Genomic DNA, 13,053 nt, shown 5'->3' on the forward strand with positions numbered 1-13,053 from the left:
ACCGGTAGGTCCGCTCCCGTGGGTCGCCGGCGGAATGCGCCGAGGAGGAGACGATGGCAGCTGCGGACTTCGAGCTGGGGCTCAACTCGTTCGGGGAGGTGGCCACCGACGGTGACCGGGTCCTGAGCGACGCCGAGACCGTACGGCTGCTCGTGGACGAGGCACGGCTCGCCGAGTCGGCCGGACTCGACGTGTTCAGCGTCGGTGAGCACTACCGCGAGGGTCACAACGACTCGGCGACACCGGTGCTGCTGGCTGCGGTCGCGACGGCGACCGAGCGAATTCGCCTCGGCACCTCGGTCACCGTGCTCAGCACCAATGACCCGGTACGGCTCTACCACGAGTTCTCCACGCTGGACGCCGTCTCCGACGGCCGCGCCCAGATCGTCCTCGGGCGGGCATCGGCAACCGAGTCGTTTCCGCTGTTCGGGTACGACCTGGCCGACTACGAGCGGTTGTTCGAGGAGAAGCTGGACCTCTTCCTGCGACTGCAACAGGACGAACCGGTCACCTGGTCCGGCACGGTACGAAGCCCACTCACCGGGCAACGGCTGCACCCACGGATGCGGCCGGGCGGCATCCCGACCTGGATCGGCGTCGGGGGAAGCCCGAACTCCGTGATCCGCGCCGCGCGGCACGGACTCCCGCTCATGCTCGCGATCATCGGGGGGCGCCCCCAGCGCTTCGCCGGTCACGTCGACCTCTACACCAGAGCGCTCGAACAATTCGGGCATACCCTGCAGCCAATCGGGCAGCACTCACTCGGCCTTGTCGCAGACACCGACGAGGAGGCGGTGGAGACGTGGTGGCGGTACTGGCAGCCGGTGGTGGCGGCTCTGGCCGCCGAACGCGGCTTCTACAAACCGGACCGCACGCGCTACGAGGCGGAAATCGACCACGGGGCGCTCTTCGTCGGTTCGCCCGAGACGGTGGCGCAGAAGATCGCCACTGTCGCCCGCGACCTGCGACTGAGCCGCTTCGACCTGAAGTACGACATCATGCACCTGCCCCGCGAGGCACGGGCGCGCACCATCCAACTGCTGGGCAGTGAGGTCGCGCCGCGGGTCCGGGAGCTGCTGGCTAAGGAGCCCAACCATGTCTGATCTGCTGTTCGGCCTGGACACCTTCGGCGACGTACCGGAGGACGACAACGGCAAACTCGTCTCCCACGCGGCGGCGATCCGGCAGGTCGTCGACGAGGCCGTGCTCGCCGACCAACTCGGGGTCGACGTCATCGCCCTGGGCGAGCACCACCGCCCCGAGTACTCGGTCTCCACACCGGAGACGGTGCTGGCCGGAATCGCCACCCGCACCTCGCGGATCCGGCTGGCCTCCGGCGTGACGGTGCTGAGTTCCGACGACCCGGTACGGGTCTTTCAGCGCTTCGCCACAGTGGACGCGCTGTCGAACGGCCGAGCCGAGGTCATCCTCGGTCGCGGCTCGTTCACCGAGTCGTTCCCGCTCTTCGGCTACGACCTCCGCGACTACGACACGCTGTTCGAGGAGAAGATCGAGCTGTTCGTCAAGTTGCTCGACGAGAAGCCGGTCACCTGGAGCGGCACCCTGCGTGCCCCGCTGGAGAACGCCGACGTGTTCCCGAAGACCGAGTCGGGTCACCTCGACACCTGGGTCGGTGTGGGTGGCTCGCCGCAGTCGGTCGTCCGCACCGCCCAGTACGGGCTGCCGCTCATGCTCGCCATCATCGGCGGCGCACCCGAGCGCTTCGCGCCCTACATCGACCTGTACCGCCGGGCCGCCGACCAACTCGGCACCACAGCGCACCCGGTCGGCATGCACTCGCCGGGCTTCATCGCCGACACCGACGAGCAGGCCAAGGAGATCTACTGGCCGCACTACCGGATCATGCGGGACCGGATCGGCAAGCTGCGGGGTTGGCCCCCGATCCGCCGTCAGGAGTTCGACTCCGAGGTGGAGAACGGTTCCCTCTACATCGGCTCACCGGAGACGGTGGCCCGCCGGATGGCCCGTGCCATCAGCAGCCTCGGCGTCGGCCGCTTCGACCTCATCTACTCGGCCGGAGCGCAACCGGCCAGCGCCCGGATGCGCGCGGTGGAACTGTACGGCTCGAAGGTGATCCCCATGGTCCGCGAACTGCTGGCCTGATCAGCGCTTCCCACCAGCGAGAGGACGACCATGTTCGACAACGACCGGAGCCGGCCCGCGACCCTCGGCATCCTCGGGGCCGGCAAGGTGGGCACGGTGCTCGCCCGGCTCGCCGTCGCCGCCGGTTACCGGGTACGGGTGGCCGGCTCCGGCGACCCGGCGAAGATCGCCCTCACCGTCGAGGTCCTCGCGCCGGGGGCCGAGGCCACCACGGCGGTCGACGCGGCGGCCGACGCCGACGTCGTCATCCTCGCCCTGCCCCTGGGCAAGTACCGCGGCGTTCCCGCCGAGGCGTTACGCGGCAAGCTCGTCGTCGACGCCATGAACTACTGGTGGGAGATCGACGGCATCCGCGACGACCTCACCAACCCGCGGACCTCGTCGAGCGAGACCGTCCAGGCGTTCCTGTCCGGCTCCCGCGTCGTCAAGGCGTTCAACCACATGGGCTATCACGACCTGGAGGACGAGGCCCGGCCGACGGGGGCGGTCGGCCGCAAGGCCATCGCGATCGCCGGCGACGAGGACGTCGACCTCACCGAGGTCGCGGCCCTGGTGGACGCGCTCGGCTTCGACCCGGTCGTCGCCGGCCCGCTGGCCGAGGGGGTCCGACTCGAACCGGGCAGCGAGCTGTTCGGCGCCAACGTGAGCGCCGACGAGGTGCGCGCCATGCTGGACCGCTTCCCGGAGTCGGAGCGGGGACGGACCATCACCGCTGCCCGAGCCTCGACCTCTTAGGCGTCGAACGCCGCCTGCGGTTCGAGGTGCCGGCCCACGGCGTACTCCCGGTCGAAGTCGGTCGGGCCCAGCGCCTCGGTGGCGGCGGCGCGCATCCTGGCGAGGTCCGCGGCGTCGTCCGGGTCCGGCACCTGGCCGAGCACCGCGAACGCGGCATCGGCGACACCGATCATCCTGGCCGCGCGGGAGTGGTCCCCCTCGGCGGTCGCGAGCGCGGCGCCCGCGACGCAGACGTACGGCACGAAGTCCGCCCAGTTGTTGCGAAAAACCCGCTCGCGGTTCTCGGCGAACAGCGTCCGGGCCACGTCCAGGTTGCCCAACCCCAACTCGCAGAACGCGAGGTTGTGAAACTCGGAGTTGACCGTCCTGGGTCGGCCGAGCGCCTCGTTGAGCGCGATGCTCTCCCGGTACAGGTCCCGGGCGCGGACCAGGTCACCGGACATCCTCGCGACGGCGGCCAGCACGTGCCTCGGTCGTTCCTCCAGCGCCCGGTCGCCGGAGCGCAGCGCCACCGTGAGGGCCTCCCGGGCCCGGGCCTCGCCCCCGGTCAGGTCACCGCCCCGAATGGCGACCCGGGCGAGGCTGTACCGGGCCTCCACCTCGCCCGCCAGGTCACCGGCCGCCCGGGCCCGCTCGATCTCGGCCTCGCTCATCCGCACCACGGCGTCGGTCTCGCCGCGCCGGAAAGCCGAGCGGACGTTCTCACTGAAGGTCACAGGTCCTCCTCCTGCTGGCCGGTGCGGACCGTCAGGCCGCCTGGAACACGGTCCAGGTCTCCACCAGCGCGAAACCCATCGCCTCGTAGAGCGGTCGACCCATCGGACTGGCGTGCAGGTACGCGGCGTCCGCGCCGGCGGCGACGCCGTCGCGCAGCGCCGCCTCGGTGAGCGCCCGGCCCAGGCCACGACCCCGGGCGGACGGTACGACGGCGATGTTGAACACCCCGATCACGTCGGAGGTGTGGATTCCGAGCCCGGTGCCGACCGGGCTGCCGGACTCCTCGGCCAGATACCCGGTGATGGCGTCGGTGTCGAGCACCGCGCCGCCCATCAGCGGGCCGAAGAGGCCGTCGGGCGCCTCGAAGCTCCGGGTGAGGGCGTCGGTGTACCTGTCGCTCTCGGCGGCTCCGACCCGGCGGACCAGCGCCTGCTGGGTCGGGCCGGCCCGGAACACGATGTCGTCGGTGGCGCAGGCCATCAGGGGAAGATGGCTGCGTGTGCGCAGCCCGTGCCGGGCCGCCAGGTCGGCGACCTCGTCGCTCGCCGCACCGCGAATGATGATCGACCAGTGCGTGGTCTGCCGGCTCACCTCGGTCGCCAGCTCGTCGATGGCCGTGAGATCCGGCTCGGCGGCCGTCTCCAGGACCCCGTTGAGCGTCGCGACGCTGGCGTGGGTGAGCCCCGCACGAGCGGTGCCCCGCTCGGCGTACCAGCCCTTCGGCGTCACCTGGCAGAGGAGTTGGATCGCGTCGAAGTACGCCGTCGCCAACTGGTCGGCGGTGGTGCTCATGTCTGATTCCCCCCGGAACGCTCGCTCGCCCTCGCCCAGCAACCTAGCCACCGGTCGGGTTGGCGAGCACCTTCGAGAGGCCGAGGTCACCCCTGAGCAGGAGGGCGGTCGTCGAACGATCAGGAATCGAGAAGCTCGCCAGCGCCGCCCGGCCTAGCCTTTTCCCAGGCAGTCGGCAACGCGCCGGGCCGGACGACGACGAGAGGGAGCCCGAGAATGTCCGCGAAGACCACCACGACCGGGTCCGACGGCTTCAGCGCAGAGGAGCGGGCCGCGATGAAGGAGCGCGCCGACGAGCTGCGCGCCGAGGGCAGGAAGGGCGCCAAGAAGGCGGACGGGCTGCAAGCGGTCCTCGACCGGATCGCGCAGATGGAGCCGGAGGACCGCGCGCTCGCCGAGCGGGTGCACGTCACGGTGACCGCCGCCGCCCCGGGGCTGACGCCGAAGACCTGGTACGGGATGCCCGCCTACGCGAACGAGGACGGCAAGATCGTCGTCTTCTTCCAGGACTCCGGCAAGTTCAACTACCGGTACTCGACGGTGGGCTTCCAGGACCCGGCCAACCTCGACGACGGGGATTTCTGGCCGGTGGCGTACGCGTTGCAGCAGTGGAGCCCGGCCGTGGAGAAGAAGCTCACCGAGCTGGTGCGGACGGCGGTCTCCTGACCGACGCCCGCCCCCTCCCCGGCTCGCTCATGGTGCGATGATCGAGGCCACAGTCCGACGGAGACAGGTGGTGCGGACGATGCGGTATGGGCCGCCGACGGTACGACGAGTTCCCCGATGACCGGCCGGGCCGGCGAGGTGTTCGACACGGGTCGGGCGGTGTCCGACATCGAGTCGCTGCTCGCCGCGGACCTGCCCACGGGCGGCGTGCCGGTCAGCGAGGGCGACCCGGTCACCGGGGAGTGGACCGGCACCCGGGGCGAGGGCTTTAGGATCGCCCCGCTCTGGGAGAGCGACGCCCTGACGGGTGTGTACGGCGCCGAATGGAACCGGGCAGAGGAGGCCGCCGAGGCGAACCTGGCCCTCGTCGTAGCGGAGTTGACCCAGAAATGGGGCGCGCACCGCGCTGTCTCCATGCGGGTGCCGCTGTTTCGAGCCCAGGCCGGTGAACCCATGCCGGCGCTGTTCCAGTCGCTGTCTGACCTGGACTGCTACGGCGACCTGACCGTGTGGGGGCCGACGGTGACCGAGGGGCGGTGGGTCGCGGTCTCGGTCAACCAGTCTGACGGCGACGCTCCCATGATCATGACGGCGGTCGTCAGTCAGCTACCGATCAGCGAACTGTCGGACTGACCTGCGGCCCGGGTGCGGGCCTGTCACACATTGCCCACGGCTCCTATGGTTCGGGCATGTCGATCACAGACCAGGCGCTGGCCGTCGAGGCGGCGGAAGCCGGAGCCGCAGTCGTGGGCTCCCGGTACGGCTCAGTGTTAACGCGCGTCATGAAGACCGCCGGCGACTTCGCCACCGCCGCCGACGTGGAGGCCGAGCACGCCATCATCGACGTCCTGCGCGCAGCGCGTCCGGACGACGCCGTGGTGGCCGAGGAGAGCGGGCGTACGGGTACCGGCGACAACGGGCGCACCTGGCTGGTCGACCCGCTGTGCGGGACGTTGAACTTCGCCGCGCGGACCACGCTGGTCTCGGTCAACGTCGCCCTGCGCGTCGGGTCCGACGTCACAGTGGCGGCGTCGGTGGACCCGTTCGCCGACGAGGTGTTCTGGACCGACGGCGTCGCCGCGTACGTCCGGGGGGTTGCGGGGACGGATGAGCGTCTCGTCCCGTCGGCCGAGTCGACGCTGGTCGACCTGAACCTCGACCCGCCCTTTCCCAACCGGGACGTCTTCCTGGCCGCCCGCCTGCTCGCCGACGAGGGCTTCCTCGAACAGTTCCGGCCCCGGGTGGTCTCCACCAGCCTGGCCGTGGCCTGGGTCGCCGCCGGCCGCCGCGCCGGCTATGTGACCGACCGCCACGACCTGCGCAACAGCGTCCACTTCGCGGCCGGAATCGCGCTCTGCGAGGCGGCTGGCTGCGTGGTCACCGGGCTCGACGGCCAGCCCCTGCACACCGGTGGGGACGGTCTCGTGGTGGCCGCGGACGAGCGGACGCACACCGCCCTGCTGACGCTCGTCCGCAAACAGGGCCCGCCATTGACATGAAGTGCGGTTGAGGTTCTAGCGTTCCTCGATGGTCACGTCCGGGCCGCCGCGCCCGGACCCACGTCGGCCGAACGCCACAGTCGAAGGGATTCCGATGTTCCTGTCCCGCCTTCTCCGCCCCCGCACCGTCGCCAGCGCGCACTGCGACCTCCCCTGCGGCGTCTACGACCCCGCGCAGGCCCGCATCGAGGCCGAGTCGATCAAGGCGATCTCCGAGAAGTACCAGGCCAGCGACGACCCGGAGTTTCGCACCCGCGCGCTGCTCATCAAGGAGCAGCGCGCCGAGCTGGTGAAGCACCACCTCTGGGTGTTGTGGACCGACTACTTCAAGCAGCCGCACTTCGAGAGGTACCCCCACCTGCACGGCCTCTTCAACGAGGCGACGAAGCTGGCAGGTGCCGGCGGCGCGAAGGGTGCCGCGGACCCGGCGGTCGCCGAGCAGCTCCTCGGCAGGATCGAGGAGATCTCGAAGATCTTCTGGGAGACCAAGCAGAGCTGATCAGCCGGCACCGGGTGGCACCGGCCACCCGGTGCGGCGTACCGCGTTCGGGAGGAACCGCATGACGTCGCGCACCGACCTCGTCGAAGATCTGATGAGCCGTTTCCCACACGTGCCGCGGGAGGCGGTCCTCAAGGAGGACCTGCTGCGGGGCGGGCTCGCCTTCGACGACGCGGCACTGACCGACAACGAGCACGGCGACGTGAAGCCGAAGTCGTACTTCATCTTCTCCTTCGATCACCGGACGTTGCCCGAGTTGGGGACGGCGGCGCTGCGCCGGCCACCGGAGGAGATCGTGCTCACCGGGGGCCCGTACGAGTTGCGTCGTACCGTCGTGTCGGTCCGCACCAACCCCAGCTCGCCGTACCGCGTCGGCACCGACAGCGACGGTCGACTGCGCCTGTTCCTGGACGGACGACCGATCGCCGATGTCGGGCTGCCCCCCATGCCGGCGTACTACCGTCACACGCTCGCCAACGGCAAGTCGGTGATGGAGGTCGCCCCGACGATCCAGTGGGGCTATCTCATCTATCTGACCGCGTTCCGGGTCTGCCAGTACTTCGGCGCCAAGGAGGAGTGCCAGTACTGCGACATCAACCACAACTGGCGGCAGCACAAGCAGGCCGGCCGGCCCTACACCGGGGTCAAGCCCGTCGACGAGGTCCTCGAAGCGCTGGAGATCATCAACCGACATGACGTCGATCGCGCGTCGCAGGCGTACACGCTGACCGGTGGCAGCATCACCTCGCAGGTCAACGGGCTGGCCGAGGCCGACTTCTACGGCCAGTACGCGCAGGCGATCGAGGAGCGGTTTCCGGGACGATGGATCGGCAAGGTGGTGGCCCAGGCGCTCCCCCGAGCCGATGTGCAGCGGTTCCACGACTACGGGATCCGCATCTACCACCCCAACTACGAGGTGTGGGACAAGCGGCTGTTCGAGTTGTACTGCCCGGGCAAGGAGCGGTACGTCGGTCGGGAGGAGTGGCACCGGCGCATCCTCGACTCGGCCGAGGTGTTCGGCCCCCGCAACGTGATCCCGAACTTCGTCGCGGGCGTCGAGATGGCCGCCCCGCACGGCTTCACCAGCGTCGACGAGGCGATCACCTCCACCACGGAGGGGCTCGACTACTTCATGTCCCGGGGGATCACGCCCCGCTTCACCACCTGGTGCCCGGAGCCCACCACACCGCTGGGCCGGACGAACCCGCAGGGCGCGCCGCTGGAATACCACGTCCGCCTGCTGGAGGCCTACCGGGCGACGATGGACGCCCACGGTCTGTCCAGCCCGCCGGGGTACGGCCCGGCCGGGCCCGGGCGAGCGGTCTTCTCGGTCAGCTCCTTCATGGACACTCTGCCGAACACGGACTCCTGAGGGCGCGCAGGGCCGCCTCGCCGATTGTCGATCCGCCGAGGAGCGGTACACCGCAGAGGCGCGTCCACACCTCTGCGGTGTACCGCTCGGAACCGCTTCCGCCCCCGACGAAGGCGACCGCCCTGATGAACAAGCCCTAGCTGGCGTACGTCTCGAACTCGCCGACCCGTGGCGTACCGCTGGAACTGTTGATCTTGAAGTTGACCTTGCTCATCGCGGTGGCCGGGAAGGTGATCGCACCCGCCCCACTGCCGGACGCCAGGACGGCTCCGTTGTCGTTGTTGATCAGCTGCCAGGACCCGATGGAGCCCTGGGTGCCGGACGGCTCGCGGATCACCACCCGGGACACCCGGGTCGCGGAGCCCCACTTGATCGAGATCGTGCCGGTCGAGCCGGCCGGCGACCACCAGGTGCTCAGGTTGCCGTCACGCACGTTGCCGTAGCTGGTTCCGCTGGCCTTGCTGGAGCCGTCGGCGCCGGCGCCCAGGCTGAGGTTGGTCCCGCCGGTGGGCGGAGGCGTGGTGGGCGGGGGCGTGGTCGGCGGGGGCGTGGTGGGCGGGGGCGTGGTGGGCGGCGGGGTCTGCGGCGAGCAACTGCCGTCGGACACCCTCAGGCCCGTGTTGGCCCCGACCGTCTGACGGACGATGTCCGGCACACAACTCGCTCCGTCGAGGCGGTACGAGTACGGGATGCCGACCGTGGTGGTGGAGGTCGGGTTGGGGCCGGCGGGGTAGTTGTCGCTGCCCGCGCTGGACCAGGTCACGTTGTCGAAGACGTTGCCGGCGACCTGCCAGTAGCCGCGCTCGCTGGTGTAGAAGGTGCCCAGGACGTCCTTGGAGTCGCGGAAGTAGTTGTTCTCCACCTTGGCCCTGGCCCCCGCCCGGGAGTTGATCCCGGACTCGTTCAGGCTCACGTAGTGGTTGTTGTAGATGTGGGCGACCCCGCCACGCAGCAGCGGCGTGCGGGAGTCGATGTTCTCGTAGAGGTTGTGGTGGTACGTGATGAAGCCGTTGGACAGGTCGCTCTCACTGGACCCGACGAGGCCGCCCCGACCGGAGTTGCGCAGGACGCTGTAGGACAGCGTCACGTACTGGGTGTTGTCCTTCATGTCGAAGAGGCCGTCGTACCCCTCGGACTCCCCGCCCGAGGCTTCCAGGGTGACGTGATCGACCCAGACGTTGCGGACCGTGCTCTCCATCCCGATGGCGTCCCCGCCGTTGGAGGTGGGCGAGCCCGACTTCTTGACGTTCCGCACCGTCACGTTCTGGATGATGATGTTGCTGGAGTCGCGGATGTGGATGCCGAGCTGGTCGAAGACGGCGCTGCCGACCCCGATGATGGTGACGTTGCTGATCTGCTTGAGCTCGATCACGCCCGCCGCGGTGTTGCAGCTCGACCCCGACACCTTGCTGGTGTTGCCGTGATTGATGGTCCCGCTCACCTCGATGGTGATCGGGGTGCTGCTGCTGGGCCGACCGCACAGGGCCGCGTGGATCGCCGTGCCCGTGGTGGCCCGCACCGTCTGCCCGCCCGCGCCGCCGGTGGTGCCGCCGTTCTGGGTGGCGTAGCCGGTGGCGCTGCCCACCGCCGCCGAGGCCTGCGGGGTCGGGAGGGCCACCCCGACCGCGGTCACCACGGCTACCGCGGCCAGCACCGCCTGACGTCGCAACACGACTGGTCGTCTCATGTCTTCTCACCTTCGCAATCGTCTCGTTCCAGGCTTCGACTCGACGGACATCGCGACCGCACCTGCCGACAGACAAGATTCGAGAATTGACGGCAGTCAATCGCAGAGATTTCATCGAGATCGCTCGCGCCCTGGTGGAAGCGGGGTCGCGCCGTGCAAGCGGAGTGCGCCCGGTGCCATCGCTCACACGACTGTCAAATGAAACATCGATGTAACGCAATCGTAGGAAAGCGGTTTCCGGGAACGCAATAGCTGACGCTTGCAGGTTTGTTGCAGTGCTCACGGGAGTGGTCGACCGCGCAGCCAGAGCGGTCCCGGCCGTCGGCGACCCGGTTCCCGGCTCATAGCGCCCTCGGTATTGACACCGGCGGGCCCGCGATCGATGCTCTGCTAAATCAGTTTAGCGACCGACTTCTCCGACCCGTCCCACTCCCGTTCCCCCGGCCGGACCGCTGACTGAGCGCACCACCTTCGAGAAAGGACCCCCATGAGACTGCGAAAAGGACTGATCCCGCTCGCCGCCACCCTCGTCCTGGCCGGCGCCTCCGGCACGGCGTACGGCAGCGCGAGCGGCAGCCCGGGCAGCACTGACGGAATCCGGAGCATCACCCCGATCACCACCGTCTACACCTACGGCCAGAAGGTCTCGGCGGTGGCGATCGAGTACCCGGCCACTGTCAACCCGCGCACCCTCGACACCGCCACGTTCTCGGTCACCGACACCATCTACAACTTCCGCTTCAACCCGATCGAGGACCTGCCGAAGCTCGCCGAACGGACCGTCACCCACACCTACACCAACGGAACACCGGGCACCCGCGCCGACCACCGATCGGCGCCGGGACGGTACGTCATCGTCGAACTCGACCCCGCCGACACCGGCGGCTCGACGGTCGTCGTCTCCAAGTGCCCGACCTTCCTCTGCACCGTGAAGGTCAACCCCGAGCTGCCGACCCGGGTCGTGCAACGCAAGGACGTGCACGGCCAGCCCGGCCGCGGGGCCGGCAAGGGCCCGGTGCTCGCCCGGGCCACCCCGCGCGAATCCCGTCCCCTCACCGAGAAGCCGGTCAACCAACTGGTCGACGAGTTCACCTACGGCTCGTTCCTGAGTGGCGGAATGGTGCTGCCGTACCACTACCACCTGCCGAAGAACTACCAGCCGGGCCGCACATACCCACTGATGGTCGTTCTGCCCGGTCACGGCATGGGCTGGGACGGTGACAACCTCGGCGTCCAACTCGCCGCCGACATCCCGGCGACCGCGTGGCTCCAACCGCGGTGGACCGGCACCGCCGAGGACGTCATCGTCCTGGCGCCCCAGCACCAGCGCGTCGGTGGGGTCGCCGAGGCCGACCTGCTGGTCAAGCTGCTCGACCAGTTCATCGGTCAGTTCGCGGTGGAAACCCGTCGGGTGTACGCGACCACTGTGTCGTACGGCTCGCAGTTGCTCTGGGAGGCGTTCGCCAAGCGTCCCGACCTGTTCGCCGGAGGATTGGTGACCGGTGGTTTCCCGGTCAACGCCTCCCAGGCGACCGCCATCGCGGCGGCCGAGGTGCCGGTGTGGATCACGCACGGCGAGCACGACCACCTGCTCAACGTCTCGGGCGCGCGCAACTCGACCGCCCTGCTGCGGCAGGCGTACGCCGCCCGGGGCAGGACGCCCGAGCAGACCGCCGACCTGGTGGGCTACACCGAGTACGCCGACGCCGCGTTCTCGGTGCCGGACTACCACGCGGCGTTCGGGCCGACCTACGAGGACGCCAGCATCCTGCGCTGGCTGCTGGGCCGGTCCAAGCCCTGAGGCCGGGGCCGGGCGACGTCCTCGCCGTGATCCGGCAGCGCGACTCCCTCGCGCCGACGGCTCACCGGCGGGCGTCGCCCGCGCCGGGCTCGGCGGCAGCGGGCGCACCCCCGACGAGCACCGACTGCCTGCCCTCCTGCCTCGCGCGGGCCAGCAGCCCGGCCAGCCGACGCCGCCGCTGCCGAGCCGCCGCCCGCAGTCCCAGGAACAGGCCGGCGAGCAGACCCAACAGGGCGAGCTGCGCCCACGGCACCACCCAGGTGGTGACGGTGGCGGAGGCCGGTCGGAGGTCTGCCCCACCCTGGCCGTCGCCGAGCAGCGTCGGCGACGTGCTGACGGTGGTGCGCAGGCGCCCCAGGGCCCAGACGCCGCCGGCCCGGGTCTGCATCGTTCGCGCGCCGCCAGGCAGCAACTCCTCGACCGCGCTGGTGGCGTCGTGGCTGCTCCGGCCCAGAAGGTCGGACATCGCCACCCGACTCGTCCCGCCGGCCCAGACGTTGCCGTCGTTCTCGACGGTGTAGCGGACCCGCACCGTGCCACCGGCGAAGGGGTTCCACGACGGGGAGTACGTCGCATCGAGGCCCCGGACGGCCAGAGCGGCCCGCGCGGCGCCGTTCACGCGCAGCATCACCCGGAAGCCGACGCGGCTCTCGACGTTGACGGTGCCCCCGGTGCTGGTGACCGTCGCCGCGATGCCGGCCGGGTGGTCGCCAGGTGCGGCGCCCTGAGGCACCGTGATCGTGAACGGCACCACCCGTGTCTCGTTGGGGCCGACGGTGACCTTCTCCTGCACGTCGATCCAGGTGCCGCCGTCGACGGAGGGTCGGTCGGACGACAGCATGTTGAAGCGGCCCTTGTCGGTGAGGTAGCCGTCGGCGGCCTTCAGGGAGAAGGCGACGGCGGTGCGGCTGAAGTTTCGTACCGCCAGGTGTTCGGTGACCGCCTGCCCCGGGTCCAGACTGGCGTTGATCCATCGGCGTTGGTCCGGCCCGCTCGCGGTGGCGGGTTGGACCGTCCAGGTCAGGGCCTTCGGGTCCGGTTCCGCCGCCGCCGTGCTCGGCGAGACCGAAACGGCGAGGGACGCGACGGCGAGGACGACGAGCGCGCGGCGCAACGGGGTGACGGTCATGAGACGGCCCTTCGGCACGGGGTTGGGCGGGG

The 13,053-nt window shown here is 70.0% G+C and carries 13 protein-coding genes; 9 read left to right on the forward strand and 4 right to left on the reverse strand.

Translation table 11 applies throughout. The features are described from left to right. The first annotated feature begins 53 nt into the window (after positions 1-53). The 3 genes from ACZ6NZ_RS11810 to ACZ6NZ_RS11820 are packed head-to-tail and all read left to right on the forward strand — an operon-like array spanning position 54 to position 2,859. Positions 54-1,103, forward strand: coding sequence for an LLM class flavin-dependent oxidoreductase (locus tag ACZ6NZ_RS11810; RefSeq protein ID WP_366611397.1), 1,050 nt, complete (start codon positions 54-56; stop codon positions 1,101-1,103). Continuing rightward, a complete protein-coding gene (locus ACZ6NZ_RS11815) occupies positions 1,096-2,124 on the forward strand; it encodes an LLM class flavin-dependent oxidoreductase (RefSeq protein ID WP_366611396.1) in 1,029 nt (342 codons plus the stop codon). Before ACZ6NZ_RS11810 ends, ACZ6NZ_RS11815 begins: the two co-directional genes overlap by 8 nt. Positions 2,125-2,154: 30 nt before the next feature. Beyond that, on the forward strand, positions 2,155-2,859 hold the full coding sequence (locus ACZ6NZ_RS11820; RefSeq protein ID WP_465858094.1) for an NADPH-dependent F420 reductase: 705 nt from the start codon (positions 2,155-2,157) through the stop codon (positions 2,857-2,859). Here ACZ6NZ_RS11820 and ACZ6NZ_RS11825 read toward each other — a convergent pair. After that, positions 2,856-3,575: a tetratricopeptide repeat protein gene (locus ACZ6NZ_RS11825; RefSeq protein ID WP_465858096.1), complete on the reverse strand. Its 720-nt coding sequence runs from the start codon at positions 3,573-3,575 to the stop codon at positions 2,856-2,858. The genes ACZ6NZ_RS11820 and ACZ6NZ_RS11825 overlap by 4 nt on opposite strands. 31 nt (positions 3,576-3,606) lie before the next feature. Then, a complete protein-coding gene (locus tag ACZ6NZ_RS11830; protein WP_465858098.1) occupies positions 3,607-4,368 on the reverse strand; it encodes a GNAT family N-acetyltransferase in 762 nt (253 codons plus the stop codon). 216 nt (positions 4,369-4,584) lie between these two features. On the opposite strand from ACZ6NZ_RS11830, the gene ACZ6NZ_RS11835 reads away from it, so the two are divergent. From ACZ6NZ_RS11835 to ACZ6NZ_RS11855, 5 genes are all read left to right on the forward strand, one after another. Further along, positions 4,585-5,034: an iron chaperone gene (locus tag ACZ6NZ_RS11835; RefSeq protein ID WP_366611390.1), complete on the forward strand. Its 450-nt coding sequence runs from the start codon at positions 4,585-4,587 to the stop codon at positions 5,032-5,034. Positions 5,035-5,151: 117 nt separating this feature from the next. Next, the gene (locus ACZ6NZ_RS11840; RefSeq protein ID WP_465858101.1) at positions 5,152-5,667 is read left to right on the forward strand and encodes a hypothetical protein; all 516 of its coding nucleotides are present in this window, start codon (positions 5,152-5,154) and stop codon (positions 5,665-5,667) included. Between the two features lie 56 nt (positions 5,668-5,723). Next, positions 5,724-6,533 (forward strand): inositol monophosphatase family protein, encoded by an 810-nt coding sequence (locus tag ACZ6NZ_RS11845; protein ID WP_465858103.1) that lies wholly within the window; start codon positions 5,724-5,726, stop codon positions 6,531-6,533. A gap of 94 nt (positions 6,534-6,627) precedes the next feature. Continuing rightward, a complete protein-coding gene (sodN, locus tag ACZ6NZ_RS11850; protein WP_366611628.1) occupies positions 6,628-7,032 on the forward strand; it encodes a superoxide dismutase, Ni in 405 nt (134 codons plus the stop codon). A 61-nt stretch (positions 7,033-7,093) separates the two neighbouring features. Continuing rightward, a complete protein-coding gene (locus ACZ6NZ_RS11855) occupies positions 7,094-8,404 on the forward strand; it encodes a radical SAM protein (RefSeq protein ID WP_465858105.1) in 1,311 nt (436 codons plus the stop codon). A 136-nt stretch (positions 8,405-8,540) separates the two neighbouring features. Here ACZ6NZ_RS11855 and ACZ6NZ_RS11860 read toward each other — a convergent pair whose 3' ends face one another. Next, a complete protein-coding gene (locus ACZ6NZ_RS11860) occupies positions 8,541-10,091 on the reverse strand; it encodes a pectate lyase family protein (RefSeq protein ID WP_465858107.1) in 1,551 nt (516 codons plus the stop codon). A gap of 487 nt (positions 10,092-10,578) precedes the next feature. On the opposite strand from ACZ6NZ_RS11860, the gene ACZ6NZ_RS11865 reads away from it, so the two are divergent. Then, positions 10,579-11,892, forward strand: a complete 1,314-nt coding sequence (locus tag ACZ6NZ_RS11865; RefSeq protein WP_465858109.1) for a hypothetical protein — start codon at positions 10,579-10,581, stop codon at positions 11,890-11,892. Between the two features lie 61 nt (positions 11,893-11,953). On the opposite strand, the gene ACZ6NZ_RS11870 is transcribed toward ACZ6NZ_RS11865, so the two are convergent. After that, positions 11,954-13,021: a hypothetical protein gene (locus ACZ6NZ_RS11870; RefSeq protein ID WP_465858111.1), complete on the reverse strand. Its 1,068-nt coding sequence runs from the start codon at positions 13,019-13,021 to the stop codon at positions 11,954-11,956. Positions 13,022-13,053 lie beyond the last annotated feature (32 nt).

Source organism: Micromonospora sp. NPDC047756 (assembly GCF_055587245.1).